This window comes from Actinomadura nitritigenes (assembly GCF_017573545.1).
Classification (GTDB): domain Bacteria; phylum Actinomycetota; class Actinomycetes; order Streptosporangiales; family Streptosporangiaceae; genus Spirillospora; species Spirillospora nitritigenes.
This window is the reverse complement of sequence record NZ_JAGEOK010000012.1, coordinates 224742-251411: the sequence shown is the minus strand read 5'-3', so window position 1 is coordinate 251411 and position 26670 is coordinate 224742. Positions and strand designations below refer to the sequence as shown.

The following is a 26670-nucleotide window of genomic DNA, read 5'->3' as shown; positions in this document are numbered from 1 at the left end:
ATCTTATGTCCTGCCATGAGAGGGCTTGAGTAGCCATCGGCCCTTCGGCTCGATCGCCCAATGGGTGAGCCGCTGCACGGGCGCGGTGCCGAGCAGCACGCCGACGGCGAGCGCCCCCAGCGTCGCCGCCACCGCGCCGGCCGGGGTGCCGAAGAAGTGCGCGTCGAAGACGCCGCCGTAGTCCAGCGTCTTCACGATGAGGCCGTGCAGCAGGTAGACGTACATCGTCCGGGTCCCGAGCGCGGTGTACCAGGCCCGCCCGCGCGGGACGGCCGCGAGGAACGCGGCGCCGAGCGCGACGGCGAGCACCATGGCCAGCAGCCGGTACGCCATGCCCTCGACCGCGCCGAAGTGCATGTGCTCGTAGCCCCGGTTCCACAGCAGCACACCGTGCGCGATCTTGGGGAGCGCGGTCCCGCGTTCCCACACGTAGGCGACCGGCAGGGCGGCCAGCAGCACGGCGAGCCCGGCCCAGCGCGTCCACCCGCGGCTGCGCGGGGCCAGCGCCAGCTCGGGCCGGATGGTCAGGCCGAGGACGAAGAACGGCAGCAGCGCCGCCGCCCGGCACAGCGTCGGGTCGCTGTTGAAGCTCCAGCTCCCGGCCACCAGCGCCAGGGCCACCGACACCGCCACCGGGTGCCGCAGGTGCCCCCACAGCGGGGCGCTCAGCCGCCACAGCACCAGCGCGACGAGGAACCACATCAGGAACTGCGGACGGAAAAGCTCGTGCAGCCGGAATTCATTTCCCCGGATGGCCACGAGCTGCAGCCGGTAAAGCACGGCGAAGATCACGTACGGAACGACCAAGGTGGGGAAAATGACCCGGAATTTGTCGGTCGACCGCATGAATCCGCGGGCGAAGTAACCGGAGACGAACACGAACACCGGCATGTGGAAGCCGTACACCACGGTGTAGGCGGCGTCCACCGCGTGGCTGCCGTTCCGGAGGACCTCCCAGACGTGCCCGACGACGACGAGCAGGATGAGGAAGAACTTGACGTTGTCGAAGTAGGGGTCGCGCTCGCGGCGCGGGGCGGGGGGCTCCGGCGCCGGCCGCGGGGCGGGCGCCGGCCCGCCGTCGAAGGACCGGCCGGGCTCCGGGGGGCGGCCCGGCTCCGGGGGGCGGCCCGGCTCCGGGGGGCGCGGCTGGGGGAGGGTTTCCGTCATGTCTCCGAAGGATTCATTTCGTCCGTGACAACCGTTCACGTGCGGGCAGGGCGACTCTAGTCCGCGATCGGCGGCCCTGGGGCCGGATGGGAGATTGTTCCGTTTCCGTGCTGCGGGCTAGCCCCGGCTCGGCCGGCGCAGCGGCGTGAACACCCAGGTCATCTTGGGCTCCAGCGCCCAGCTCATGGTCCGGCGGACCGGGGGAGAGCACAGGAACGTCCCGACGACGACGGCGCCGCAGATCACCGCGACGACCCCGCCCGGCGTGTGCATCCAGTCCGCACCCCACCAGCCGGTGAAGTTCAGCAGCCGGGTGACGAAGCCGTGCAGCAGGTAGCAGTACAGCGTCGTCGAGCCCAGCGCGGTGAACCAGTACCGCCTGCGCGGGATGAGCGTCAGGAACGCGGCGACCAGCACGGTGGCGGACGCGAACATCGCCAGCCGCATCAGGGTGCCCTTGAAGTCGCCGACGCCGAGCTTGAAGTGCGGGTCCTTCCAGAAGATCCAGCTCACCGACATGTGCTTCATCACCACGTAGGAGCACGCCAGCCCGATGACGAGCACGACCGCCCCGATCGGGCGCGCGATCGGCCTCTTCAGCAGTTCGAAGTGCTCGGGCCTGAGCTTCAGGCCGAGGACGTAGAACGGCAGCAGCCCGAACACCCGGTGGATGTCGAAGGTGCTGCCGAGGTCGCTCATGTACGACAGCAGGGCGAACCCCATCGCGACGGCCAGCGGCCACCGGATCTGCTGCCACACCGGGGTGGACAGCCGCCACAGGAACAGCGCGCACAGGAACCACGTCAGGTAGTACGGGCTCAGCAGGCTGATCTCCAGGTCGTGGCGGCCCGCCAGCCAGTCGTACAGCGAGTACGCGACCTCGAACACCACGTACGGGACGCCGACGTTGGTGATGAGCTTGCGGGCCTTGCCCGGGGAGAACGTCCAGTTCCGCGAGAAGTAGCCGGTGATCACGATGAACAGCGGCATGTGGAACATGTAGATGAAGATGTACAGGCACTTGGCCATGGGGACGTTCTGCAGGTTGGCGATCGAGTGCCCCGACACCACCAGCAGGATCGCGAAGTACTTCGCGTTGTCGAAGTACGGGTCCCGCTCCTTGCGCGGCTTCGGCGGCGAGGAGATCCGGACCGGGCCGGCCGCTTGGCGCTCGCCGTCCGGGGCCCCCGTGACAGGCCCCGCGGCGGCTTCCGTGACCGGCGCGGTGACGGTGGCCGTGGCGGCCGCCGCGCCCAGGGGGCCTGCGCCCGCGCCCGCGGCGGCGGGCGCCGCCGGGTCGGGACGGGGGTCGGGGACGGCCGGCGCGCGCTGATCGTCCGGTGTTCGCTGGTCGGCCGCCGCCCGGGCGGCGGCCTGCGGTCCCGTCTCGGCCTCAGAGGGCCTGCTGCTGTACGTCATGGCCTGCCGGTTCAAGCCCCCTTGCAGATGTCGTCGTTGGCGCGGATCTCGCCCTGCTGCTTGGGGATGCCCCCCTTGGCGTTCTTGAGGGCCGTCCAGTTCGAGCCGACGACCAGGTCGACCACGCCGGGCGTGGCACCGGTGGTGCGGGCCGTCGGGGCGGGGTTGCTCGGGATCAGCGCGGTGAGCGTCTGAGCCTGCTGGTCCGCCCCGGAACCGTACAGCACCTTGGTGGCGGTCGTCTTCGGGGCGTTGCCGCCGACCGTCACCTGGAAGCCCTGGGCCTCCAGGTCGGAGGCGACGCGGCCGGCCTGGCCGTCGATGCCGCTGCCGTTGTAGACCCGCACCCGCACCTGGTCGGGCGGGATCTTGGGGGCGGCCGACTTGCTCTCGGTCGGCACCGTCTTGTCGTTGCGGACCGCGGAGAAGAACGGCTGCGCGGCGGAGGTGAGCACGACCCGGTTCGGGTCGGACGGGTCGGGGCCGTTGGGCGCGGTGACGAAGCGCAGCTTGCCCGAGGTCATGCCCTGCATGCCCTGGGCGATCTTCAGCATGACCTGCGGGGTCAGCTCCTTGTCGGTGGTGAGCGACTTGGTCGCCGCGCTCATCAGCGGGATCAGCTTGGTCGGGTTGCTCAGCACCCCGGCGCTCATGGCCTTGTTCGCCAGCGCACCCATGAACTTCTGCTGCCGCTTGATGCGGTCGAGGTCGGAGCCGTCGCCGAGGCCGTGCCGGACGCGCACGTAGGCGAGCGCGGTGGAGCCCTTGATGACGTGCCTGCCGCGGGTCAGGTGCAGCTTGGACTTGGGGTCGTTCACGTCCTTCGGCAGGCAGACCGGGACGCCGCCGACCGCGCTGGTGATGGCCTTGAACCCGGTGAAGTCGACCTGCATGAAGTGGTCGATGCGGATGTCGGACAGGCCCTCGATCGTCTTCATGACGCAGGCGGCGCCGCCGATGGTGAACGCGGAGTTGATCTGCGCCTTCGGCTGGTCGGGCGACATGCCGCCGGCGTGGGTCTTGCACGGCGGGATGTGCACGATCAGGTCGCGCGGGAAGCTGATGCCCATCGCCTGGCTGCCGCCGGGGGACAGGTGCAGCAGGATCATCGTGTCCGAGCGCGGCGGCTCGTTCTTCATCGACCGGCCGTAGCTGGCGTTGGCGCCGGCGCGGGTGTCGGACCCCAGCAGCAGGATGTTCATCGCGCTGTTCAGCTTCTTCGGCCGGTTGGGGCCGATCGCCGAGTTGACGTCCTCGTGGCTGATGTTGCCCATCGCGCTGCGGTACAGGCCGTACGCCGTGAGCGAGCCGGCCACCATGACCGCCGACAGTCCGACGCACACCCAGCCGAGGATGCGCCAGCCGCGTCGACGCGGCGCCGGCTGCGGATCGGCGTCGTCGACGTACTCCATGTACATCGGGTTGCTGTTCATCGGCTCCGTGTCCGGGGGGCGCGGCCCGCTTTCAGGGGGTCGGTCGGCTTGGTCTGTTCTGCTCGAACGATCTGTTCTGCTGGAACTGTCCTGCACTGCTGTGACGGGGCTGGCCGCGGCTCGGTTGACAAAGCGCGGGCAAAGAGAGCGTAGGTCAGCCGAGCCGGCGGACGGACCCGGATGCGTCCTTCCATCCGGGCAGTCCGGCCACCGCCGTCACATGCTCCAAGGTCAAGCGTCGATCTAGGGCGGCTTTGTCAAAGTTTCGTTGGATTATGACGGAAGCACCCGAGGCTAGTGGTGCGACCAGGCCCGCCATAACCCCGTCGAGGGTGCTGAACGGCATGTCGACCAGCACGCGCGAGGACGCGTCCAGCTCCCATTTCGCGGCGGCCGCGCGCGCCGCCGCCACCAGCTCGGCAGCCGTCAATGTGGTCTTTGTCACATCCAGCGCGGGCAGCCCGGAGTTCACCTCGGGACCCGGCGCGAACCGGTCGCCGTACGAGCGGACCTCGGCGGCGTAGTCGGTGACGCCCACCGGGCAGTCCGCCAGCGGCCCGCCGAGCGGGTGCAGCGAGAGCCCGACGATCTCCTCCGCCTCGCCGTCCACGCGCGGGTCCGCCAGCACCACGTCCAGCACCTCCTCGGCCGCCGCCAGGATGTACGGCCCGGACGCCTCGAGCGGTTCGGCGCCCGCCGCGTCGCGTTCCAGCACCGTCGCCGGGTCGACCGGCTCGGCCACGAGCCCCGCCGACCAGCAGGCCATCAGCCACACGGCGGTCTGCCAGTGCGGCGGCAGCGCCAGCACGACACGCCCGCCCGGCTCCGCCGCCAGCCCGTCCACCAGGAAGTTCGCGGTCTTGGCGACCCAGTTGTCGAACGTCCGCGCGGACAGCTCGACGCGCTCGCCTCTCGCGTCGTCGTAGTAGGTGACGAGCGGGCGGGACGGGTCGTCGGCCAGCCGCCGCCGCAGCAGTTCGGCGGGCCCGGGCACGGCGGGTTCGCTGTGGCTCATGGGGCGAGCGTAGAGCCCCGTGACCGGCCGGGACTCGCCGACCGGCCGTTCCCGCTACGCTCCGCACCGATGAATGACCACGGATCGGACGAGCACGGGGCGGGTTCATGAACGCGGGTCGGCTGCTCGCCCGGATCACCGTGGCGCCGGCGCTGCTCGTCGCGGCCTGGCTCGTGGTGGGCCTGCCGCTGCTGATGGGCGGGGTGTTCCGGCCGGGGCCGGCGATCCTGCTGTGGGTGCCGGTGGCCGCGGCGGCGCTCTGGCTCGGCCTCCGGAGGCGGCCCCGCGACGCGGCCGCCGAGCGGGCCGGGGGCGGCCCGCTCGGGCCCGCCCCGTGGTGGTCGGCGGCCGGCGTGGTCGCGGTCGCCGTCGCGTTCCTGGTGTTCGAGGCGCTGATGTGCTCCGAGCAGATCATCGTCCGCCGCGACCCCGCCTCCTACGTGCAGTTCGCGACGTGGCTGAAGGACCACGGCTCGCTGCCGATCCCGCGGATGCTCCGGGCGTTCGGCGGCGACGACCCCGCGCTGCGCTTCGACAGCCCCGCCTTCTACGAGCACGGCGGCTCGGTCGTCCCGCAGTTCATGGCGGGCCTGCCGATGATCCTCGCGCTCGGCGGCTGGGCGGGCGGCACGCACGGGATGCTGCTGATGGCGCCGCTGCTCGGCGCCTGCAGCGTGCTGGCGTTCGGCGGGCTCGCCGCGCGGCTCGTCGGCCCGCGCTGGGCGCCCGCCGCGGCGCTGCTGCTGGCGCTGACCCTGCCGATGCTGTGGGTGTCGCGGTCCACCTTCAGCGAGCCGCCGGCGCTGATCCTGCTGCTCGGCGGGCTGTCGCTGCTGCACGACGCCCGGACGGAGCGTCCCCGCGCGGCCATGGCGAAGGCGTTCCTCGGCGGCCTGGCGCTCGGCCTGATCGTGCTCGTCCGGATCGACGGGATCCGCGACATCCTGCCCGCCGTGGTGTACGCCGGGCTCCTCGTCGCGCGGCGGCGCCGGAGCGGCTACGCCCTCGCCTGCGGGCTCGCGCTCGGCGCCGCCGCCGGGCTCGTCGAGGGCTACCTGAAGTCCCGCCCCTACCTCGACTACCTCCATGCCTCGCTGAACCCGCTGCTGGTGATCTCCGGCGCGATCGTGGCCGGCACGGCGCTGCTGGCCGTCGCGCTCCGCTGGGACGTGACGGGCCGCCGGTTGCGGGCGGCCGGGGCGGCGCTCGGGCGCGGCCGGCTGCCCGGCGCCGCCGCGATCCTCACCGTGCTGGTGATCGTCGCGTTCGCCGTCCGGCCGCTGGTGCAGACCGTGCGCCGCGTCCCGACCAACACCGACGACCGGCTGAACGCCCAGTTCATCGAGGCCGTCCAGAAGATCGACCACCTGCCGCTGGACGGCACCCGGCAGTACTCGGAGCTGTCGCTGTACTGGGTCGTCTGGTACATCGGCATCCCCGCGCTGCTGCTCGCCACGTTCGGCGCGGCGCTGCTGGTGCGGCGGCTCATGCGCCGCCAGTCGCCGGAGTGGCTGCTGCCCTACGCGGTGATCGTGTGGACGACCGTCCAGGTGCTGATCAGGCCCGGCATCACCCCGGACCATCCGTGGGCGTCCCGCCGCCTGATCGGCCTGGTCATCCCCGGACTGCTGCTGTTCACGGTGTTCGCGGCGGCGTGGATCACCAAGCGGCTGCGGCGGATCGGGTACTCGCGGAAGGTCGTGCGGGTGGCGGCCGTCACGGGCGTCGTGCTGATGCTGGTGCCGATCGTCATCACCTCCGCCGCGTACATGGTCGGCCGGACCGACCAGAAGGAGGTCGGCGCGGTCGACGCGATGTGCGACCGGATCGGGCCGGGCCGCTCCGTCGTGGTCGTCGAGGTCGGGACCGCCGACCGCTTCCTCCAGGTCCTGCGCGGGATGTGCGGGGTGCCCGCCGCGCGGGCCGCCACGTTCGCCACGCAGTCCGACGTCCGCCGCGTCATCGGGAAGATCGACGGCGCCGGGCGGCGTCCGGTGGTCATGGGGTCGAGGCCCGAGCAGGTGGCGCCGTACGGCCGCCCCCGCCAGATCATGCGGTTGCGCTCCCGGCAGGACGGGCGCACGCTCGACGAGCCGCCGGGCGGGTCCTGGGGCCTCGCGATCGACGTGTGGATCGCCGAGCCGTCGGCTCCCTGACGGCCGCGCCTCGGGGCGCCGCCACCCGCTGTTCACGCGCCGTGTCGGCCGGTGAGTCGGCCGGGGTCCGCCGTTGCGAGTATTCTCGCGGTGCGTGAGTACCCAGCCCGCCGAGCCCGCGCAGCGGCCCGCGCCCGAAGGCGCCGAGCCGAGCGACACCCTGAGCGACCCCGTGAGCGACGCCGCCCCCGTGGACACCGCCCCCGCGAGCGAGCCGGGCGCAGTGCCCGGCACGGCCCCCGCCGCCCAGCCCGCCGCCGACCCCGGCACGGTGCCGCCCGTCCACGTGACCATCGTCCTGCCCTGCTACAACGAGCAGGACCACGTGATCGACGAGGTCGAGCGCATCACGAAGGCCATGGACAACAGCGGCAAGAGCTACGAGCTGCTGGCGGTCGACGACTGCTCCACCGACGCGACCCTCGCCCGGTTGGAGGAGGCGGCGCCCCGCTTCCCGCACATGCGGATCATGGCGTTCCAGCACAACAGCGGCTCCGGGACGGTCCGCCGGATCGGCTCCCAGCAGGCCCGCGGCGACATCGTGGTGTGGACCGACGCCGACATGTCGTACCCGAACGAGCGGATCCCCGACCTCGTCGACATCCTCGACACCGACCCGTCCGTGGACCAGGTCGTCGGCGCCCGCACCACCGAGGAGGGCACGCACAAGCTCCTGCGCGTCCCCGCGAAGTGGTTCATCCGCAAGGTCGCCGAGCGGCTCACGAACTCCAGGATCCCCGACCTGAACTCCGGGCTGCGCGCGTTCCGCCGCGACGTGTCCCTGCCCTACCTGCGGCTGCTGCCGCCCGGGTTCTCCTGCGTCACCACGATCACGATCGCGTTCCTGTCGAACCAGCACCCCGTGCACTACATGCCGATCGAGTACTCCAAGCGGGCCGGCAAGTCCAAGTTCCACTTCACCAAGGACGCCTACCGCTACATCCTGCAGGTGCTGCGGATGGTGATGTACTTCAACCCGCTCAAGGTGCTGATGCCGCTCGCCCTCTGGCTGATCGGGATCGGGCTGCTCAAGGGCGTGTTCGACATGGTGGTGCACATCGGCTACTTCGCCAACAACACCATCATGATCTTCGTGACGGGGCTGATCATCGCGTCGCTGGCGCTGCTGGCCGACCTGATCGTCCGATCGCGCGGCGACGTCTAGTGCGGATCGCCGTCGTCGGCCCCGCCTTCCCCTACAAGGGGGGCGGCGCCCACCACACCACCGAGCTGGCGCGGCGGCTGGCCGCCGCCGGGCACGACGTCGCCATCGAGTCGTGGCGCGCGCAGTACCCCGGCTTCCTGTACCCGGGGCAGCAGACGATCTCCGAACCGGAGGGGGAGCCGTTCCCCGGGACCCGGCACCGCCTCGACTGGCGCCGCCCGGACGGCTGGTACCGCGCCGGCCGGGCGCTGCGCTCGTACGACCTGGTCGTCCTGGCCGTGCTGAGTCCCGTGCAGGTGCCGTCGTACCTGGGGATCCTCGCCGGTCTCAAGCGCCGGACCAAAAGGCCTGCGGGGGGCGTGGGGGGTCGTCCCCCCTCGGGAAGCAGAGTCGTGGCGCTGTGCCACAACGTGCTGCCGCACGAGCGCAAGCGCTACGACGAACCGCTGATGAGGCGGCTGCTCCGCAAGGCCGACGGCGTCCTCGTCCACTCGGAGGCGCAGGCGGAGCTGGCGCGGGGGCTGACGCCGCGTCCCGTCCGCGTCGCGGAGATGCCCGCCCACCTGCCCGCGTCCGGCGGCGCGCCCGCCCCGGACGGCAAGGTGCGCAGGCGCCTGCTGTTCTGGGGCATCGTCCGCCCCTACAAGGGCCTGGACGTCCTCCTGCGCGCGCTCGCCGAAGGCCCCGGCGACGTGGAGCTGACCGTCGCCGGCGAGTTCTGGGGCGGGCTGGACGAGACCCGCGAGCTGATCCGGTCGCTCGACCTGACGTCCCGGGTGGACCTGCGCCCCGGCTACGTGCCCGCCGCGGACGTCCCCGGCCTGTTCGCCGCCGCCGACGCGCTCGTCCTGCCGTACCGGACGGCCACCGCCTCGCAGAACGTGTGGATGGCCTACGAGCACGGCCTCCCGGTGATCGCCACGGACGTCGGCGGGTTCGCCGAGCAGGTCCGCGACGGCGTGGACGGCCTGATCTGCCCGCCCGGCGATGTGGGCGCGCTGGCGGAGGCGCTCACCCGGTTCTACGCGCCGGGGGAGCCGGAGCGCCTGCGCTCCGGCGTCCGCCCGGTCGACCACGGCCCGGTCTGGGCCGCCTACCTCGCCGCGCTCACCGACCCCGCGCTCACAGGTGGGGTTCGATGACCTTGAGCAGCGCGCGCTTCGGCTTGGCGCCGGTGATCTGCTCGACGACCTCGCCGTTCTTGAGCAGCAGCAGCGTCGGCAGGCCCAGCACGCCGTACTTCTGCGGCGTCTGCGGGTTGGCGTCGTAGTCCAGCTTGGCGATCTTGATCCGGCCGTCCTGCTCGGCGGCGATCTGGTCGAGGACGGGGGCGATCATGCGGCACGGGCCGCACCAGTCCGCCCAGAAGTCGACGAGCACCGGCACGTCGCTCTGCAGGACTTCCTCGGCGAACGTGGCGTCGGTCACGCTGATGGGGGCCGTCACGGTCACTCCTTCGTAGGCTGGGTACCCCTGACAAGCGCGGGGCGCCCGTCTTCATTCCCGTCCTCGTCCTCGGAGAGCGCGGCCTCCGCGCGGTGGCGGCGGGCGGAGCGGCCGAGGAGGAGGCCGGCACCCGCGTTGAGCAGGTCGGCGACCGTCAGCACGACGCGGGACGCGATCGCGACCACGACGGGCGCGCCCGCCGGCAGCACCGGCGTCAGCACCACCGTCAGCGCGGCCTCCCGCGCCCCGATGCCGCCCGGCGCGATGAACACGAGGAACCCGGCGACGAACGCCAGCGCGTAGGCGCCGGTCGCGAGGAACGGCAGCCCGGGGCCGTCGCCGCCGACGGCCAGGCACAGCAGCCACGTGTGGACGCCGAACAGCGCCCAGCCGAGGACCGTCCAGCCGACGGCCCGCAGCGTCACGCCGAGGCTGACGGGGTGCTCCAGCGGAGGGCGCCGGACGAGCTTCAGCAGGACGCCGAGCGCCCACGTCACGATCTTCGGGTGCAGCGCCGCGAGCATGAACGGGGCGAGCAGGAACAGCCACCAGTACTCCCGGCGCGCGGCCGCCGACGTCAGCGGCAGCGTCACCGCCGCGACGGCCAGCCCGCAGGCGGTCGAGGTCGCCACGGCCAGCAGCGTCGAGCCGAAGCTGCGCTCGGCGGGCACCTTGTGCTCGCGGGCCATCTCGATCTGGGTGACGAGCGCCCACACCTTGCCCGGCACGTACTTGCCGAGCTGGGACACCGCAGAGATCCGGTAGGCGACCTTCAGCGGCAGGTGCGAGCCGAGGCCGCCGAGGAACGTCCGCCACCCGAGCGTCCAGGCGAACAGGCCGGCCAGGCCCGTCACGAGCGCGCCGGCGAGCGTGGGCCAGGACATCTCCCGGAACGCCTTCGTCGTCGCGTCCCACTGGTGGACCACGCTGTAGGCGCAGAAGCCGAGCGCGAGCAGTACCAGCAGCACGCGCAGGGCCCGCATTGCGACGACCTTGATGTTCACGCGCCCAGCGTAGGCGAACCGGGATCCCGGCGCGCCGCGGCTCCCGCGGCGCCGCTTCGGCCGCGCCGCGGCCCGCCGCGCCCTACAGTTGGGGACGATGAAAATCTCGGATGTGGTCGCCTTCATGGGGCACCAGGTGCACGTGTGCCGGTACCGCGAGGCGGGGACGCTGCTGTCCTGGATGGGACGGGACCTGCGCGGCAAGCGGGTCCTCGACGTCGCCGGCGGCGACGGCTACTGGGCGGGGCGCGCGCGCCGCCGCGGGGCCCAGGCGGTCTCGATCGACCTGGCGCGCGGCAAGATGGTGTACGGCCGGACGCTCGCCGACGCGCCCGCGCTGATCGAGTGCGACGCGCTGCGGCTGCCGTTCGGCGACGCCTCGTTCGACGCGGTCCTGTCGGTGTGCGCGATCGAGCACTTCGACGACGGCGGGAAGTCCCTGGACGAGATGGCGCGGGTACTGAAGCCCGGCGGTGAGATCTTCATGTCCGCCGACGTGCTGAGCCGGGCCGACGCGTGGCCGAAGCTGCGCGACGCGCACAAGGCGAAGTACCACGTGCAGCACACCTACACGCACGAGAGCCTGCGCAAGCTGATGGACGAGCGGGGCCTCGACCTGGTGCAGCACTCCTACCAGTTCAGGACGGCCGCGACGGAGCGCCTCTACCTGTCGCTGTCGACGTACGGCGGGAAGGTCGGCTTCAACGCGGCGGCCCCGCTGGCGCCGCTGGTCGCGCTCGCCGACCGGAACGCGCCGAACCGGCAGGGCAGCATCGTCCTGGTGCACGCGCGCAAGAGATAGGTGTGGGGACGGGCCCAGGAAGAAAGGTATGGGCTCGGGGGCTCGGGTAGGGCCTCTCCATGACTCGCGGCGGCGAGCGGCGCGGAGGTCGCGCGCCCGGACCGGTCGCGGGCGTAGGCTCGAACGGTAAAGAGTGATCTACGCCACTACGGCGGAAGCGCCGGAATGGGGGAGTGGACCGTGGCGCCTCGGATCCTGCTCGACGCCACCGCGGTACCCGCAGACAGGGGCGGGCTCGGACGGTACGTGGACGGCCTGCTGTCGGCCCTGCACGCGCTCGGCGCGGACCTCGCGGTCGCGTGCCAGCGCGCGGACGAGAAGCGGTACGGGCAGCTCGCGCCCGGGGCCCGGATCGTCGCGGGCCCGGCGGCGCTGGCGCACCGCGCGACCAGGCTGGCGTGGGAGCAGACCGGCCTGCCGCACGTCGCCGACGGCGTCGAGGCCGACGTGATCCATCTGCCGACGTACACGATGCCGGTCAGCGCCGTCCGGCCGACGGTGGTGACCATCCACGACGTGACGCTGTTCGCGGAGCCGGAGGTGCACGACCCGGTCCGCACCACCTACGTCAAGTCGGCGACCCGCACCGCGGCGCGCCGCGCGACCCGGCTGATCGTCCCGTCGCGGGCGACTCGGGACGAACTGGTCCGGGTGCTGGGCGCCGACCCGGAGCACATCGACGTGGCCTACCACGGCGTCGACCACGAGGTGTTCCACCGGCCGTCCGAGGCGGAGGTGAAGCAGGTCTCCGACCGGCTCGGCCTGCACGGCCGCCCGTACGTCGCCTACCTGGGCGCGCTGGAGCCGCGCAAGAACGTCCCGAACCTCATCCGAGGCTGGGTGCGCGCCTGCTCCGGCCTGGAGGACCCGCCGGCGCTGGTCCTGGCGGGCGGCGGCGGCTGGGACGACGAGATCGACGCGGCGATGGCGACGGTGCCGCCGCGGATGCGGGTGCTGCGCCCGGGATACCTGCCGTGGCCGTCGCTGCCCGGGTTCTTCGGCGGCGCGCTGGTGGTGGCGCTGCCGAGCCGCGGGGAGGGGTTCGGCCTGCCGGTGCTGGAGGCGATGGCGTGCGGCGCGCCCGTCCTGACGACGCGGCGCGGGCCGCTGCCGGAGGTCGGCGGCGACGCGGTCGCCTACACCGAGCCGGACCCGGAGGGCATCGCGTCGGCGCTGACGGCGCTGAGCGGCGATCCGGCCCGCCGCGCCGGCCTGGCGGAGGCCGCCTACACCCGGTCGCTGGAGTTCACCTGGACGGCGTCCGCCGAGGCGCACCTGGCGTCCTACGAGCGGGCCGTCCGGCAGCACGAGGCGTCCCACGGTCGCGGGCCGGCATCGGCCACCCACTAGGCTTCGTCACCAGGACCGTGGTGGAGAAAGGAACCGAGTGGAAGCGATCCTCCTGGTGGGAGGCCAGGGCACGCGCCTGCGCCCCTTGACGATCTCCACCCCGAAGCCGCTGCTCCCCACGGCCGGCGTGGCCTTCCTGGCGCACCAGCTGGCCCGCGCGCACGCCGCCGGCGTCGAGCGCATCGTGTTCGCGACGTCCTACCGCGCGGAGATGTTCGAGGCGGCGTTCGGCCCGCGCGCATACGGCGTGGACCTGGTGTACGTCAGCGAGGCGCAGCCGCTCGGCACGGGCGGCGCGATCCGCAACGCGGCGCGCGCGCTGACCTGCGGCCCGGACGACCCGGTGCTGATCCTCAACGGCGACATCCTGTCCGGCCACGACGTGCGCGCCCAGGTGAAGGTGCACGAGAACGCCGGCGCGGCGGTGACGCTGCACCTCACCGAGGTGGACGACCCGACCCGGTTCGGCTGCGTCCCGACGGACGGCGCGGGGCGCGTCACCGCGTTCCTGGAGAAGACGTCCCATCCGGTGACGAACCAGATCAACGCGGGCTGCTACGTGTTCCGGCGCTCGGCGATCGACACGATCGCCGAGGACGAGGTCGTCTCGGTGGAGCGGGAGACGTTCCCGTCGCTGATCGCCTCCGGCGCCGTGGTCATGGGGCATGTCGAGTCGGACTACTGGCTGGACGTCGGCACGCCGGAGGCGTTCGTGCGCGGGTCCTGCGACCTCGTCCTCGGCAGGATCGACTCGCCGGCGATGCCGGGCGAGGCGGGCCAGCGGCTCGCCCTCGCCGGTTCGACGGTGTCGCCGGGCGCGGTGGTGCGGGGCGGCACGACGGTCGGGCGCGGCGCCGTGGTCGAGGCGGGCGCCACCGTCATCGGCAGCGTGCTGCTGGACGACTCGTTCGTCGCGGAGGGCGCGACCGTCCGCGACTCGGTGCTGAGCCGCGGCGCGCGCGTCGGCCCCGGGGCGGTGCTGGACGGCGTCATCCTCGGCGACGGCGCGGTGGTCGGCCCCGGCAACGAGCTGTGCTGCGGGCTGCGCGTCTGGCCGGGGATCGAGCTGCCGGCCACGGCGGTCCGCTTCTCCACCGATGCCTGACGGCGCGGCGGGCGTCGCGTCCGGGCCGCTGCCGGGTCGCGCCGCCGGGGGCCTGCGGCGGGTGTGGGCGCCGGGGTTCGAGGTCGACGTGGGGGCGACGCTGGGGCCGCACCGGCGCGGCCATCACGATCCGGCGTTCCGGGTGGAGCGGGACGGGACGGTCTGGCGCGCGTCCTTCACCCCGGAGGGCCCGGGCACGCTGCGGATCCGCCGCAGCGGCGCGGCCGTCGAGGGGCGGGCGTGGGGTCCGGGCGCCGAGTGGCTGCTGCACGGCCTGCCGGACCTGCTCGGGGCGTCCGACGAACCGGAGGGGTTCGAGGCGCACCACGAGATCGTGCGGCGGCAGGCGCTACTGCGGCCGGGGCTGCGGATCGGCCGGACGAACCGGGTGTTCGAGGCGCTCGTCCCGGCGGTGATGGAGCAGAAGGTCCTCGCGCAGGAGGCGTGGCGGGCCTGGGGGTACCTGCTGCGCCGGTTCGGCGAGCCGGCGCCGGGCGCGCCCGCCGCGCTGCGGCTGCTGGTCCCGCCGCCGCCCGCGGTGTGGGTCCGGATCCCGTCGTGGGAGTGGCACCGGTCCGGCCTGGAGGCGGTCCGGGCCCGGACCATCATCGGCGCGGCCCGGGTCGCCGCCCGGCTGGAGGACGATTCGGCCGAGGCCCGGCTGCGGACGCTGCCGGGCGTCGGGGTCTGGACGGCGGCGGAGGTCCGGCAGCGGGCGGCGGGCGATCCCGACGCCGTCTCCGTCGGCGACTACAACCTGCCCGGCCTGGTCGGCTGGGCGCTGGCGGGCCGCAAGGTCGACGACGACGGGATGCTGGAGCTCCTGGCGCCGTACGCGGGGCATCGGCACCGGGTCACCCGGCTGCTGGAATCGTCCGGTGCGCGGCCTCCGCGGCGCGGCCCGCGCCTTCCCGTCCGCGACTACCGGAGCTTCTGACCCGCGCATCGCCCGCGTCGCCCCGGCCAGCGCCGGTACTGAGCGTCGCGACCGCGCCCGAAGGCAGGTTCGAGCCCGCGAGAACCTGATCGCGCAGCGAGCCGCCAGGCGAGTCGGAGCGATGCAGCGATCGCCGCGACGCCCGTTGAAGGAGGGCGTCCAGCGCCCGACGCCGAGGGCGGCGCAGGTGGGCACTGCCCGGGGTCCAGTTGAGGCCGTCGCGGGTGTCGGCGCCGAAGACGGGCGCGAGGACGGCGAGCACGACGATGATCGCGAGCATGACCAGCATGGGACTGTTCCTTCGGCGAGGGCCGTGCGGCGGCGGTTCCGCCCGGGGGGACGACCCTCTCGCACTCATAGCTTGACTCAGTCCAACATTGAGGACCAGCGACTCTTTCTCGACGCATTCATTAAGTTCCGCTACATCCCGAGTTGGGGGGTCCTCGCGGGAATAGTCCGGGAGCGGGGCGGGCTGTATCGGGGTGATCGCCGGTTTTCGGGCCCCCGCCGCATCGCAAAATATGACGATTGGCATAGAGTGCCCGCATGGAGGCCACTGAGAACGCGGTGAGGCGGGCCTTGGCCCGTGCGCGTGACGGGAAGACGCTCGACCAGTCCGAGGCCGCGACGCTGCTGCGGGCCCGGGGCCCGCAGCTCGACGATCTCCTCGCCTACGCGGCGAGGACCAGGGACGCCGGTCTCGCGGCGGCGGGACGTCCCGGGATCATCACCTACAGCCGCAAGGTCTTCATCCCCCTGACCCGGCTGTGCCGGGACCGCTGCGGCTACTGCACGTTCGCGACCGTCCCGCACCGGCTGGACGCGCCGTACCTCAGCCCGGACGAGGTCCTCGACATCGCGCGGCAGGGCGCGGCGATGGGCTGCAAGGAGGCGCTGTTCACGCTCGGGGACCGGCCCGAGGACCGGTGGAAGCCGGCCCGCGAGTGGCTCGACGCGCACGGCTACGACGACACGCTGTCCTACGTGCGGGCGATGGCGATCCGCGTGCTGGAGGAGACCGGGCTGCTGCCGCACCTGAACCCCGGCGTGCTGACGTGGCGCGACTTCCAGCGGCTCAAGCCGGTCGCGCCGTCCATGGGGATGATGCTGGAGACCACCGCGACGCGGCTGTTCAGCGAGCGCGGCGGCCCGCACTTCGGCTCGCCGGACAAGGACCCGGCCGTCCGGCTGCGGGTGCTGGAGGACGCCGGCCGGACGAACGTCCCGTTCACCACCGGCATCCTCATCGGCATCGGCGAGACCGTCGAGGAGCGCGCGGACGCGATCTTCGCGATCCGCCGGACGATGCGCGAGTACGGCGCCGTCCAGGAGGTGATCGTGCAGAACTTCCGCGCGAAGCCGGACACCAAGATGCGGGACACGCCCGACGCCGAACTGGAGGAGCTCGCCGCGACGATCGCGGTGACGCGGATCGTCCTCGGGCCGAAGGCGCGCGTTCAGGCGCCGCCGAACCTGGTGGCGGACCAGTACGCCCTGATGCTGCGCGCCGGCATCGACGACTGGGGCGGCGTCTCCCCGCTGACGCCGGACCACGTGAACCCCGAGCGTCCCTGGCCGCAGATCGACGAGCTGGCCGAGCGGACCCGCGAGTCGGGCTTCGAGCTGCGCGAACGCCTCACGATCTACCCGGAGTACGTCAAGCGCGGCGAGCCGTGGCTGGACCCGCGGCTCCTCGGGCACGTGTCCGCGCTGGCCGACCCGGCGACCGGGCTCGCCCGCGAGGACGCCGTCGTGGAGGGCCGGCCGTGGCAGGAGCCCGACGGCGGGTTCGAGGCGTCCGGGCGCACCGACCTGCACACCGAGATCGACACGACCGGCCGCACGTCCGACCGGCGCGACGACTTCGACGAGGTCTACGGCGACTGGGACGCCCTCAAGGAGCGGATGGCCGCCCCCGAGCGGTTCGACGCCGACGTCAAGGCCGCCCTCGCCGCCGCGGAGCGCGACCCGGCCGGCCTGACCGACGACGAGGCACTCGCGCTGCTGCACGCCGACGGCCCCGAACTGGACGCGCTCGCGAAGCTGGCCGACGACCTGCGCCGCGACACGGTCGGCGACGACGTCACCTACGTCGTGACCCGCAACATCAACTTCACGAACGTCTGCTACACCGGCTGCCGGTTCTGCGCGTTCGCGCAGCGCCGCACCGACGCCGACGCGTACACGCTGTCGCTCCAGCAGGTCGGCGACCGGGTGGACGAGGCGTGGGAGGCGGGCGCCACCGAGATCTGCATGCAGGGCGGCATCCACCCGGACCTGCCCGGCACCGCCTACTTCGACCTCGCCCGCGAGGTGAAGCGCCGCGCCCCTGGCATCCACCTGCACTCCTACAGCCCGATGGAGGTCGTCAACGGCGCGTCCCGCACCGACCTGTCCATCCGCGAGTGGCTGGAGGCGGCGAAGGAGGCGGGCGTCGACTCGCTGCCCGGGACGGCCGCCGAGATCCTCGACGACGACGTCCGCTGGGTGCTGACGAAGGGCAAGCTGCCCACCGACCAGTGGGTCGAGGTCGTCACCACCGCGCACGAGATCGGCATCCCGACGACGTCGACGATGATGTACGGGCACGTCGACACCCCCGCGCACTGGGTCGCGCACCTCAAGCTGCTGCGCTCCATCCAGGAGCGGACGGGCGGGTTCAGCGAGTTCGTGCTGCTGCCGTTCGTCCACCACAACTCGCCGATCTACCTGGCCGGGCTCGCGCGTCCGGGGCCGACCGTGCGGGAGAACGTGGCCGTCCACGCGCTGGCGCGGATCCTGCTGCACGGCGCCATCTCCAACATCCAGACGTCCTGGGTGAAGCTCGGTGACGAGCTGTGCACGCGGGTGCTGAAGGGCGGCGTCAACGACCTCGGCGGGACGCTGATGGAGGAGACCATCAGCCGGATGGCGGGGTCGGAGAACGGGTCGTTCAAGCCGATCAGCGAGCTGGAGGAGATCGCCGCGCGCGCGGGCCGCCCCGCCCGCCAGCGCACCACCCTCTACGGCGAGGTCCCGGCCGAGCGCCTCGAAGCCGCCCGCAAGACCGACGGCATCGGCCACTTCGGCCGCCCCACCCTCACCCTCACCCCCCGTTGAGCCGCGGCGAGCCGCCGTCAGGGCACCGCCCATGACGGCGGCTCGCCGCTCCGGTATGACTGACGGGTGAGGTGGAAGGTGTGGGCGGCCGCCTTGCTCGTCGTGACGGGCGCCGGCGGCGGCGCGTGGGCGCTCGGCCTGCTGCCGGGGCCGTCGTCGTGCGCGGGCGGGACGGTGCGCGTCGCGGTCGCCGCGCAGCCGGAGATCGCGCCGGCGCTGCGCGACGTCGCGGCCCGGTTCAACGTGGAGGAGCACCGCGTCGGCGGACGGTGCGTCCGCGCGCGCGTGACGGCCGTCGCGCCCGCCGAGTTCGCCCGCCGTCCCGAGCTGCGGCGGCGCGCGGACGCCTGGGTGCCGGAGTCGTCGGTGTGGCTCGGCATCGTCCACGACGCAGGCGGCGGGGACGTGCCGCCGGGCGGGACGCCGCTCGCCGCGACGCCCGTGGTGCTCGCCATGACCCGGCCGGTGGCCGAGGAGTTCGCCGCCGACCACGTCGCCATGAGCTGGAAGCTGCTGCTCAAGGACAGGGCGGGCGGCGTCGCCCTCGCCCGCAGGGCGGCGGACCCGGCCGTCGGCACCAGCGGGATGGTCGCGATGCTCGCCGTCGAGCGGGTCGGCGGGAAGGCGGGCGACGTCGCCGGCGACCTGCGCGGGGCCGCGCCGTCCCCGGCGGACGACGCGTCCGGCGGTTCGGCCGCGGTGCTCGCCGGGCTCACCACCGCCGGGCGCCTCGACCGGTCCCTCACCGTCACCACCGAGCAGGCCGCCATCGCCTACAACGGCGCGCACCGCCCCAACCCGGTGACGCCGATCGTCCCGGACGAGGGCACGCTCCTGCTCGACCACCCGTACGCGGTCACGGCCCGCGACCGGCGGCACCGCGACGCGGCGGCCGCGTTCGGCGACGCGCTCGGCGCGCGGTCCGCCCGCGACGCGCTCCAGCAGGCCGGCTTCCGCGCCCCCGACGGCACGTTCGGCGACGCCTACGCCCGCGAGCACGGCCTCTCGGCCGCGCCGCCGCGCGCCCTCCGCCTCCCCACCTCCGAGGAGATCGACCGGGCTCTCTCCGCCTGGAGGCGCTGAGGCGTGCCGCCCTCATGAGCGGTGCCGCGAGGGCGACACGCCGCGGGTCAGCGGACCTCGATGAACGCGTCGGGGGTCCGGGGCGGGCGGTCGCGGGGCGGGGCGGCGGGGTGGCCGACGCCGACCGCGCCCATCGGGTCCCACTCGTCCGGCAGGTCCAGGGCCTCGCGGACGACGTCGCGGCAGAACATCGTGCTGGACACCCAGCACGACCCGAGCCCCTCCACCGCCAGCGCGACCAGCAGGTTCTCCACGCCCGCGCCGGTCGCCACGACGAACATCTCGCGCTCGGCGGCCGCGCGGCGCGCGTCGGGGTAGTCGTGCGAGCCGTCCATGACCAGGCACGGGACGACCAGGTAGGGCGCGCGGCGCAGCACGTCGCCGCGGCGCAGCCGCTTGGCGATCGACTCCTCGGAGAAGCCGTCGCGGCGCAGGTCGCCCTCCCACGCGTCGCGCATCGCGTCCAGCAGCCGGGTCCGGGACTCCGCCGACTCCAGCAGGACGAACCGCCACGGCGTCGTGTGGTGCGGCGCCGGCGCGGTGATCGCGGCGGCGACCGCGCGCCGCACCGCCTCCGGGTCGACCGGGTCCGCGGTGAACTCGCGGATGGTGCGGCGCGCGTGCAGCACGTCCGCCGACCCGTACCGGAACATGTCCTCGGCGGGCGGCCGGACGAGCTGCCGCGCCCCCGGGCCGTCGCCGCCGGTCACCAGGTGCGCCAGCCCCCGCACCACCGCGATCGGCACCCCGTCGAGCTTGCCCTTCACCAGCTCCGCCGCCGCCGCGATCTCGTCGGCGACGGCGGTGACGGTCGCCTCGAGCCGGTTGCCGTACGGGTCGTCGGTGCCGCGCAGGTCGCTGAGCGGCGCGAGGCCCGCCACGCCGATCGCCGCGTCCGTCAGCCCGTTGCGCCACGGCCGGCCGAGCGTGTCGGACACGATGACCGCGACGTCCGCGCCGGTCCGCTCCCGCACGCCCGCGCGGATGCGGCGCGCGGAGGCGTCGGAGTCCTCCGGCAGCAGCAGGACGGTGCCGGGCGCGGTGTTGGACGCGTCCACCCCCGCCGCCGCCAGCACCAGCCCCTGCCGCGTCTCCACGATCCGGGTCTCGCCGCGCGCGTGCCTGCGCCGCGCCACCACCCGCACCGTCTCGGCGTCGATCGCCTTCTCCCGGTCGTCCGCGACCAGGACCCGGCCCTCCGCCTTGCTGACGATCTTGGACGTGACGACCAGCACGTCCCCGTCCTCGACCATGTCCGCCGGGACCAGCGCGGCGATGTCGTCGCCCTCGCCGACCTCGGGCAGCCCGGGGATGCCGAACACCTGCAGGTTCACGGTGCTTCCTTCTTCAGCCGGAGGGCCAGGTCGAGCGCCGCGCGCGCGATCGCCGCCGTCGCCTCCGGGTCGCTCATCAGCAGCGGGCGGGACCGCACCTCGATGCCCTCCACCCGCACGTCGGCGTCCGCCTCGTCGACGAGCCAGCCGTCCACCAGCCCGAGCCCGTAGTACTCGGCCACCGCCTTCGCCGACGTCTCGACGCCGATCGCGGTCAGGCACGCGTCCGCCATCCCGCGCACCGGTGCGCCGCCGATGATCGGCGACACGCCGACCACGGTGTTCGCCGCGACCGCCTCGCGGATGCCGGGGACCGCCAGGATCGTCCCGATGCTGACGACCGGGTTGGACGGCGGGAACAGCACCACGTCCGCCTCCTCGATCGCCTTGAGCACGCCCGGCGCCGGCCTCGCCTCGTCGGCGCCGACCGGCGCGATCGACAGCGCGGGCAGCGACGCGCGCAGCCGCACCCACCACTCCTGGAAGTGGATCGCGCGCCGGCCGCGCTCCGGGTCTTCCACGACCACGTGCGTCTCGACCTGGTCGTCGGTCATCGGGATGAGCCGCACGCCCGGCTTCCACCGGTCGCACAGCGCCTCGGTCACCGACGACAGCTTGTACCCGGCCGCCAGCATCTGCGTCCGGACGATGTGGGTGGCGAAGTCGCGGTCGCCGAGCCCGAACCAGCCGGGCCCCACGCCGTAGGCGGCCAGCTCCTCCTTGACGGCGAACGTCTCGTCCGTCCGTCCCCAGCCCTGCTCCTCGTTGATCCCGCCGCCGAGGGTGTACATCACGGTGTCCAGGTCGGGGCAGACACGCAGCCCGAACAGGGAGATGTCGTCCCCGGTGTTGCCGATGACGGTGATCTCCGCCTCGGGGGCGGCGGCCTGGAGCCCGCGCAGGAAGCGGGCTCCCCCGATGCCGCCCGCCAGCGCCACGATCCTCATGCCGATCAGCCTAGGGCGCCGGGTGGGCGGCTCTCGACGCGCAGTGCGCGTTCGGCGCCCGCGAACCGCGCCTTTCTAGCGTTTTGGCGTGCCGCGGGGGACAGAGACGGGGCCGGGCGGGATGTGCAAAGCTTTGCGTGTCATCCGATTGCCTCGGTCTGGAGAAGTCACCGTGAACAAGGAAGCCGTCCAGCGCCTGCGCGAACCGGCCGCCTGGGTACTGCTCGCCTCGGCGGGCGTCCAATTGCTCGCGGGCATCATCCTGCTGCTCGGCGGCGGCGGTGCCTTCACCTACCGTGCGCTCGGGGCCGCCCAGGACACCCTGTTCACGCAGATCGTCTGCGTCGGGCTGGCCGTCCTCGCGGTCGTGCTGACGACCTGGGGCGCCGCGACCCCGCAGGCGCGCACCATCACCATGGGCGCGCTCGGCGTGCTCGGCGTCACCGCCCTGTTCGCCGTCATCTCCTGGCTGAGCGCGATGGCCGCCGACGGCGCGAGCGCCCTCAGCAAGCTCGCGGTGTTCCTCGCCGGCGGCGGCAAGATCGCGGTGATCGGCGTCGCGGGCTGGTTCGTCTTCACCGTCTTCCAGGGCATGCAGCCGGCGCGCCCGCAGCCGCAGATGCAGCAGGGCTACCCCGACTACGGCTACCAGCAGGGGCAGCAGTACGGGCAGCAGGGCTACGGCCAGCAGCAGGGCTACCAGCAGTACCAGCAGTACGGCCAGCAGGGTGACCAGTACGGCCAGCAGGGCGCCGAGGGCCAGCAGGCCGCGCAGCAGTACGGCCAGCAGTACGGGCAGCAGCAGTACGGCCAGCCGCAGTACCAGCAGTACGGCCAGGCGCAGCCCGGCCAGCCCGGCCAGCCCGCCCAGCCGGGGCAGGCCCAGCCGCAGGCGCAGCCGGGGCAGCCGCAGGGGGGCGAGCAGCCGCAGCAGCCCGCCGACCAGCAGGAAGAGATGGGCGAGTGGACCCGCGCCTACGGCGGATCCGGCCAGGAGGGCGCGGCCCAGCAGGGGCCCCAGGGCACCCACCCCGGGCAGCCGCAGGGCGAGCAGCGGCCCGATGAGGGCGGCGACTGGTACCGCGACAACCGCCCCCCGCCGCCGCAGTGACCGGCGCCGGTCCGCGGTGATCCGCCTCGCTGACCCGCCGATTAACTGATCTTCATCTGAGGTTCGGCGAGCGCTTCCCCACATAACCCGCTATGTCGCCCTGGAAACTCGTTCCGCTTGACGGGGCGGGCGCTACACGCGTGTAATTTCGTCGGTGTAGTTTCAATGCCTTCCCGGGGGAGAGATCTTGAGGACGGCATTGACCAGGGGGTTCCACGGGCAGGAGGTGCGCTGTGAGCGAGGTCGTCATCCCGCTGGCGCACGGCACAGACGGCGAAGAGATGGGCTGGCAGGAGCGCGCACTGTGCGCGCAGACGGACCCGGAGGCGTTTTTTCCGGAGAAGGGCGGCTCCACTCGCGAGGCCAAGAAGGTGTGCCGGGCATGCGAGGTGCGGACGGAGTGCTTGGAGTACGCGCTGCAGCACGATGAACGTTTCGGTATTTGGGGGGGACTGTCCGAACGCGAACGCCGCAAGCTGAAGCGCCAAGCCGTCTGACGTCCACGACCCGCGGGTCACCGGCCGGCCGGTTCGCGGGCGCCGAAGGGGAGCGGCGCCGCGCTGAGCCCCTCCCGGACGCCCGCGCCGGCCGGGCCGGCGCCCGGATCCCGGGGATCCGAAGCGTGCCCGCTCGACCACGCGTACAGTAAGCAGCCGTGTCGGCCCCAGGGCCGGCACGGCTGCTGCGTTCCAGCAGGGAATCACCCGTCGTCCCACAGATCGAGCGATCCTTGGCCCCCACACTCGATCGCCATGTCGTCACGGCCGTCCTCGTCGCCCATGACGGCGCGCGCTGGCTGCCCGAGGCGCTCAAGGCGCTGCTGACGCAGGCGCGGCCCGTGCAGCGCCTCGTGACCGTGGACACCGGGAGCCGCGACCGCGGCCCCGCCGTCCTCGCCGAGGTCATCGGCGGCCACGACGTCCTCACGCTGCCCCGCACCACCGGCTACGGCGAGGCCGTCGCCGAGGCGCTCCGCCAGGACGCCGCGTCCGCGCCCGTCCCCGACGACGAGCCGGGGACCCCCCGTACCGAGTGGGTCTGGCTGCTGCACGACGACTCCGTGCCCGACCACGACGCCCTCGGCCACCTGCTGCGGACCGCCGAGTCCGATCCCGGCATCGCCGTCCTCGGCCCCAAGATCCGCGACTTCGCCGACCGGCGCGTGCTGCGCGAGGCCGGGACGTCCGTCGACGCCGCCGGGCGCCGCTGGACCGGCGTCGACCGCCGCGAGTTCGACCAGGGCCAGCACGACGGCGTCCGCGACGTGCTGGCCGTCTCCAGCGCCGGGATGCTGGTGCGGCGCGACGTGTGGGACCGGCTCGGCGGGTTCGACGTCGAGTACGGCATCTTCCGCGACGACCTGGACTTCTGCTGGCGGGCGCACGCGGCCGGGCACCGGGTCGTCGTCGCGACCGACGCGGTCGTGTACCACGCCGAGGCCGCGCGGCGGGGGCTCCGCGAGATCGGGATGACCTCCGAGCACCCGCTCCGCCGCGACCGCCGCAACGCGCTGTGGACGCTGCTGGCGAACCAGCCGTTCCGGACGATGCTGCGGACGCTGGCCCGGAACGTGTGGGCCTCGCTGGTCCACGCGCTCGTCCTGACGATCACCAAGCGGCCCGCCGCCGCGCGCGCGGAGCTCGCCGCGCTCGCCGACGTGCTGCGCGATCCCGGCCGGCTGCGGCGGGCCCGCGCCGTCCGCGCCGAGGGCCGGGCGCGCGTGCACCGCAGCGTCCGGCGGTTCCAGCCCCGGATGGTCGCGCTGCGGCGCGGCGCCGAGGCGGCCTCGGAGTTCTTCGCCGCGCACGAGCACGACCGGGAGTCCGAGGACGAGATCACCGACGAGCCCGGCCCGATCCGCCGGCTGCTCGCCCGCCCCGGCGTGCTGCTGGTGCTGGCGCTCGCCGCCGTCACCGCCGCGGCGGAGCGGTCGCTGATCACCGGGGCGGCGCGCCTCGGCGGCGGGGCGCTCGTGCCCGCGTGGGGCGGCGCGAGCGACCTGTGGGACCAGTACCTGTCCGGCTTCCACCCGGTCGGTCTCGGCACGGGCGCGGGCAGCCCGCCGTACGTCGGGTTCCTGGCGCTGCTGTCGACGGTCCTGTTCGGCAAACCGTGGCTGGCGGTCGCGGTCCTGCTGCTCGGCAGCGTCCCGCTCGCCGGGCTCACCGCCTACCGCGCGTCCCGCGTCCTGGTGCTGGAGCCGCCGCGGACCGGACGCCGCGCCCGCTCCGCCGGCCGCCGCATCCCCGTCGCCGCCGTCCGCGTGTGGTTCGCCGCCGCGTACGCGCTGCTGCCCGCCGCGACCGGCGCCATCGCGGGCGGCCGGCTCGGCACCGCGGTCGTCCTCGTCCTGCTCCCGCTGATCGCCGTGCAGGTCGCCCGCATGTACGGGCTGCCGCGCTTCGCCGCGGACCCCGCCACGCTGCGCAAGCGCGCCGCGCGCGCGGCCTGGGCGGTCGCGCTGCTGCTGACCGTCGCGACCGCGTTCGTCCCGCTCGCGTGGCCGCTGGCGCTGGCCGGCGGCGGCCTGGTCTGGGCGCTGTTCGACCGGCGCCGCCGGCAGGACCGCCGCAACCTCGTCATCGCGCTGGCCGTCCCGCCGCTGCTGCTGCTCCCCTGGACGGCCGGGCTGCTGCTGCACCCGTCGCGGTTCCTGCTGGAGGCGGGCCTGCACCGGGCGTTCGAGCCCGCGACGGCCGCCGAGCTGCTCAGCCTGAACCCCGGCGGCCCCGGCACGCCCGTGTGGTGGACCTTCGCCGGGCTGTTCGCCGCCGCCGTCTGCGCGCTGCCGCTGCGCGGCCGCCGCACTGCCGTCCTCGCGGGGTGGCTGCTGGCCGTCGCCGGGCTGCTCGTCGCGATCCTCACCGGCGCGGCCACCGTCACCAAGGGGGCGGACGCGGCGCCGGCCTGGCCGGGCGTCGCCCTGATCTACGCGGGCGCGGGGGTCCTGCTGGCCGCGACCGCCGCCGTCCAGCGCGGCACCGAGGTCCTCGCCGGCAAGCACCTGATCTACAAGGCGGGCGGCGCTGTCGTCGTCTTGGCCGCGCTCACGGCCCCGCTGCTCGCGGCGGGCGCGTGGATCGCCCGGGGCGCGGGTGGGCCGCTGGGCACCGTCGGCACCGACACCGTCCCCGAGTTCGTCAAGGCGCCGGGCGGGCCGCGCACGCTCGTGCTGCACGGCGACGCCTCCGGACGCGTCGCCTACACGCTGCTGCGCGGCGACCGGCCGAGGCTCGGCGAGGCCGAGACCTTCGCGGACGGGCCCGGCGAGCGGCGCCTGGACGAGCTGGTCGCGGGCCTGGCCGCGAACCGGGAGGGCGACGACGGCCCGGCGCTGTCGCGGATGGGCGTCCAGTACGTGCTGGTGCCGCACCCCGGCTCCGACCCCGTCACCAAGGTCCTGGACGCGGCGCCGGAACTGTCGCGGCTCAGCCGGACGGGATCGTTCGCGGTGTGGCGCCTTCAGGCGAACTCCGGCCGCATGATGCTCCTGCAGGGCTCCACGATCACGCCGCTGCGCGCGGGGAAGATCGACGCGCGGGTGCGCATCCCCGCCGGGACCGGCGCGCGCACACTGCTGCTCGCCGAACCGGCCGACGGCGGCTGGAAGGCGGAGCTGAACGGCCACGGCCTCAGGTCGCGGACCGTCGACGGATGGGCGCAGGGCTACGACGTCCCCGCGTCCGGCGGCGAGGTCACGCTGGCACGCGGCATGCTGATGCGGCACACGTGGCTCGTCGTCCAGGGCGCGGCGGTGCTCCTGGTCGCCGTCCTGGCGCTGCCGGGCGCACGGGCCGACACCCTCGTGCCGGGCGGTGACCGCAACCGCGAACGGCGCGAACGGCGGGGCCGCCGCGCCAGGCGCGGCGTCCGCGGCGGGCACCGCGCCGGCGTCCGCCACGAACCGGCACCGGCCCCGCCTTCGGAGACGCCGGAGACCGCGGAGCCGCCGCGAGACGAGCCCGCCCCCGCCTCCGGAGCCCTGCCCGCGCCCGCCTCTAGAGCCTTGCCCGAGTCCGCCTCCGGGACCCTGCCAGAGCCCAGGTCCGCGAGCGAGCCGGCGCCCGAACCCGTGGCCTCGGAGGAGCAGAGCTGAC

Annotated in this window: 21 protein-coding genes; 12 read left to right on the top strand and 9 right to left on the bottom strand. The window is 73.8% G+C overall.

The annotated features are described in order from the left end of the window. Positions 1 to 3: 3 nt before the first annotated feature. From J4557_RS20495 to J4557_RS20480, 4 genes are all read right to left on the bottom strand, one after another. The gene (locus tag J4557_RS20495) at positions 4 to 1167 is read right to left on the bottom strand and encodes an acyltransferase family protein (protein ID WP_208268323.1); all 1164 of its coding nucleotides are present in this window, start codon (positions 1165 to 1167) and stop codon (positions 4 to 6) included. Positions 1168 to 1284: 117 nt separating this feature from the next. Then, the gene (locus J4557_RS20490) at positions 1285 to 2586 is read right to left on the bottom strand and encodes an acyltransferase family protein (protein ID WP_208268322.1); all 1302 of its coding nucleotides are present in this window, start codon (positions 2584 to 2586) and stop codon (positions 1285 to 1287) included. Between the two features lie 11 nt (positions 2587 to 2597). Further along, positions 2598 to 4019, bottom strand: a complete 1422-nt coding sequence (locus J4557_RS20485; protein WP_208268321.1) for an LCP family protein — start codon at positions 4017 to 4019, stop codon at positions 2598 to 2600. Positions 4020 to 4173: 154 nt separating this feature from the next. Further along, a complete protein-coding gene (locus J4557_RS20480; RefSeq protein WP_208268320.1) occupies positions 4174 to 5034 on the bottom strand; it encodes a TIGR03089 family protein in 861 nt (286 codons plus the stop codon). A gap of 107 nt (positions 5035 to 5141) precedes the next feature. Here J4557_RS20480 and J4557_RS20475 point away from each other — a divergent pair, with 107 nt between their 5' ends. The 3 genes from J4557_RS20475 (at position 5142) to J4557_RS20465 (ending at position 9497) form a co-directional block, all read left to right on the top strand. Beyond that, positions 5142 to 7190, top strand: a complete 2049-nt coding sequence (locus tag J4557_RS20475; protein ID WP_208268319.1) for a hypothetical protein — start codon at positions 5142 to 5144, stop codon at positions 7188 to 7190. Positions 7191 to 7413: 223 nt separating this feature from the next. Continuing rightward, positions 7414 to 8355 carry a glycosyltransferase family 2 protein gene (locus J4557_RS20470; RefSeq protein ID WP_208268380.1) on the top strand — a complete coding sequence of 314 codons (942 nt, stop codon included), beginning with the start codon at positions 7414 to 7416 and terminating at the stop codon, positions 8353 to 8355. Next, the gene (locus tag J4557_RS20465; RefSeq protein WP_208268318.1) at positions 8355 to 9497 is read left to right on the top strand and encodes a glycosyltransferase family 4 protein; all 1143 of its coding nucleotides are present in this window, start codon (positions 8355 to 8357) and stop codon (positions 9495 to 9497) included. Before J4557_RS20470 ends, J4557_RS20465 begins: the two co-directional genes overlap by 1 nt. Here J4557_RS20465 and trxA read toward each other — a convergent pair. After that, a complete protein-coding gene (gene trxA / locus J4557_RS20460) occupies positions 9478 to 9801 on the bottom strand; it encodes a thioredoxin (RefSeq protein ID WP_208268317.1) in 324 nt (107 codons plus the stop codon). The genes J4557_RS20465 and trxA overlap by 20 nt on opposite strands. A gap of 2 nt (positions 9802 to 9803) precedes the next feature. Then, positions 9804 to 10805 (bottom strand): lysylphosphatidylglycerol synthase transmembrane domain-containing protein, encoded by a 1002-nt coding sequence (locus J4557_RS20455; protein WP_307800100.1) that lies wholly within the window; start codon positions 10803 to 10805, stop codon positions 9804 to 9806. Between the two features lie 97 nt (positions 10806 to 10902). On the opposite strand from J4557_RS20455, the gene J4557_RS20450 reads away from it, so the two are divergent. The 4 genes from J4557_RS20450 to J4557_RS20435 all read left to right on the top strand — a co-directional run bounded on the left by J4557_RS20450 (position 10903) and on the right by J4557_RS20435 (position 14999). Beyond that, positions 10903 to 11607: a class I SAM-dependent methyltransferase gene (locus J4557_RS20450; protein WP_208268316.1), complete on the top strand. Its 705-nt coding sequence runs from the start codon at positions 10903 to 10905 to the stop codon at positions 11605 to 11607. A 180-nt stretch (positions 11608 to 11787) separates the two neighbouring features. Beyond that, entirely contained in the window at positions 11788 to 12957 is a 1170-nt protein-coding gene (locus J4557_RS20445; RefSeq protein ID WP_307800099.1) for a glycosyltransferase family 4 protein, read from the top strand. A 37-nt stretch (positions 12958 to 12994) separates the two neighbouring features. After that, the gene (gene manB / locus J4557_RS20440; RefSeq protein WP_208268315.1) at positions 12995 to 14062 is read left to right on the top strand and encodes a mannose-1-phosphate guanylyltransferase; all 1068 of its coding nucleotides are present in this window, start codon (positions 12995 to 12997) and stop codon (positions 14060 to 14062) included. Continuing rightward, positions 14055 to 14999, top strand: coding sequence for a DNA-3-methyladenine glycosylase family protein (locus tag J4557_RS20435; RefSeq protein ID WP_208268314.1), 945 nt, complete (start codon positions 14055 to 14057; stop codon positions 14997 to 14999). The genes manB and J4557_RS20435 overlap by 8 nt, the downstream gene beginning before the upstream one ends. On the opposite strand, the gene J4557_RS20430 is transcribed toward J4557_RS20435, so the two are convergent. Beyond that, positions 14917 to 15288: a hypothetical protein gene (locus J4557_RS20430; RefSeq protein WP_208268313.1), complete on the bottom strand. Its 372-nt coding sequence runs from the start codon at positions 15286 to 15288 to the stop codon at positions 14917 to 14919. The two genes, J4557_RS20435 and J4557_RS20430, sit on opposite strands and share 83 nt — an antisense overlap. Positions 15289 to 15545: 257 nt before the next feature. Between J4557_RS20430 and J4557_RS20425 the strand changes: the two genes are divergently transcribed. Together J4557_RS20425 and J4557_RS20420 are read left to right on the top strand one after the other, a co-directional pair. Further along, positions 15546 to 18098, top strand: a complete 2553-nt coding sequence (locus J4557_RS20425; protein WP_208268312.1) for a bifunctional FO biosynthesis protein CofGH — start codon at positions 15546 to 15548, stop codon at positions 18096 to 18098. A 66-nt stretch (positions 18099 to 18164) separates the two neighbouring features. Continuing rightward, the gene (locus J4557_RS20420; protein WP_208268311.1) at positions 18165 to 19181 is read left to right on the top strand and encodes a substrate-binding domain-containing protein; all 1017 of its coding nucleotides are present in this window, start codon (positions 18165 to 18167) and stop codon (positions 19179 to 19181) included. A gap of 47 nt (positions 19182 to 19228) precedes the next feature. Here J4557_RS20420 and J4557_RS20415 read toward each other — a convergent pair whose 3' ends face one another. Both J4557_RS20415 and cofD read right to left on the bottom strand, forming a co-directional pair. Then, positions 19229 to 20515 carry a coenzyme F420-0:L-glutamate ligase gene (locus tag J4557_RS20415; protein ID WP_208268310.1) on the bottom strand — a complete coding sequence of 429 codons (1287 nt, stop codon included), beginning with the start codon at positions 20513 to 20515 and terminating at the stop codon, positions 19229 to 19231. Continuing rightward, positions 20512 to 21462: a 2-phospho-L-lactate transferase gene (gene cofD / locus J4557_RS20410; RefSeq protein ID WP_208268309.1), complete on the bottom strand. Its 951-nt coding sequence runs from the start codon at positions 21460 to 21462 to the stop codon at positions 20512 to 20514. Before cofD ends, J4557_RS20415 begins: the two co-directional genes overlap by 4 nt. Before the next feature lie 172 nt (positions 21463 to 21634). Between cofD and J4557_RS20405 the strand changes: the two genes are divergently transcribed. From J4557_RS20405 to J4557_RS20395, 3 genes are all read left to right on the top strand, one after another. After that, on the top strand, positions 21635 to 22573 hold the full coding sequence (locus tag J4557_RS20405; protein ID WP_208268308.1) for a hypothetical protein: 939 nt from the start codon (positions 21635 to 21637) through the stop codon (positions 22571 to 22573). A 281-nt stretch (positions 22574 to 22854) separates the two neighbouring features. Further along, positions 22855 to 23070: a WhiB family transcriptional regulator gene (locus tag J4557_RS20400; protein ID WP_171064042.1), complete on the top strand. Its 216-nt coding sequence runs from the start codon at positions 22855 to 22857 to the stop codon at positions 23068 to 23070. A gap of 233 nt (positions 23071 to 23303) precedes the next feature. Further along, positions 23304 to 26669, top strand: a complete 3366-nt coding sequence (locus tag J4557_RS20395; RefSeq protein WP_208268307.1) for a glycosyltransferase — start codon at positions 23304 to 23306, stop codon at positions 26667 to 26669. The last annotated feature ends 1 nt before the right edge of the window (position 26670 follow it).

Excerpts from the sequence above, each read along its gene's own strand:
- J4557_RS20490 (WP_208268322.1), bottom strand. The coding sequence starts at position 2,586 with ATGACGTACAGCAGCAGGCCCTCTGAGGCCGAGACGGGACCGCAGGCC.
- J4557_RS20430 (WP_208268313.1), bottom strand. The coding sequence starts at position 15,288 with ATGCTGGTCATGCTCGCGATCATCGTCGTGCTCGCCGTCCTCGCGCCC.
- J4557_RS20480 (WP_208268320.1), bottom strand. The coding sequence starts at position 5,034 with ATGAGCCACAGCGAACCCGCCGTGCCCGGGCCCGCCGAACTGCTGCGG.
- J4557_RS20425 (WP_208268312.1), top strand. The coding sequence starts at position 15,546 with ATGGAGGCCACTGAGAACGCGGTGAGGCGGGCCTTGGCCCGTGCGCGT.
- J4557_RS20495 (WP_208268323.1), bottom strand. The coding sequence starts at position 1,167 with ATGACGGAAACCCTCCCCCAGCCGCGCCCCCCGGAGCCGGGCCGCCCC.
- J4557_RS20485 (WP_208268321.1), bottom strand. The coding sequence starts at position 4,019 with ATGAACAGCAACCCGATGTACATGGAGTACGTCGACGACGCCGATCCG.
- J4557_RS20450 (WP_208268316.1), top strand. The coding sequence starts at position 10,903 with ATGAAAATCTCGGATGTGGTCGCCTTCATGGGGCACCAGGTGCACGTG.
- J4557_RS20475 (WP_208268319.1), top strand. The coding sequence starts at position 5,142 with ATGAACGCGGGTCGGCTGCTCGCCCGGATCACCGTGGCGCCGGCGCTG.
- cofD (WP_208268309.1), bottom strand. The coding sequence starts at position 21,462 with ATGAGGATCGTGGCGCTGGCGGGCGGCATCGGGGGAGCCCGCTTCCTG.
- J4557_RS20435 (WP_208268314.1), top strand. The coding sequence starts at position 14,055 with ATGCCTGACGGCGCGGCGGGCGTCGCGTCCGGGCCGCTGCCGGGTCGC.
- J4557_RS20400 (WP_171064042.1), top strand. The coding sequence starts at position 22,855 with ATGGGCTGGCAGGAGCGCGCACTGTGCGCGCAGACGGACCCGGAGGCG.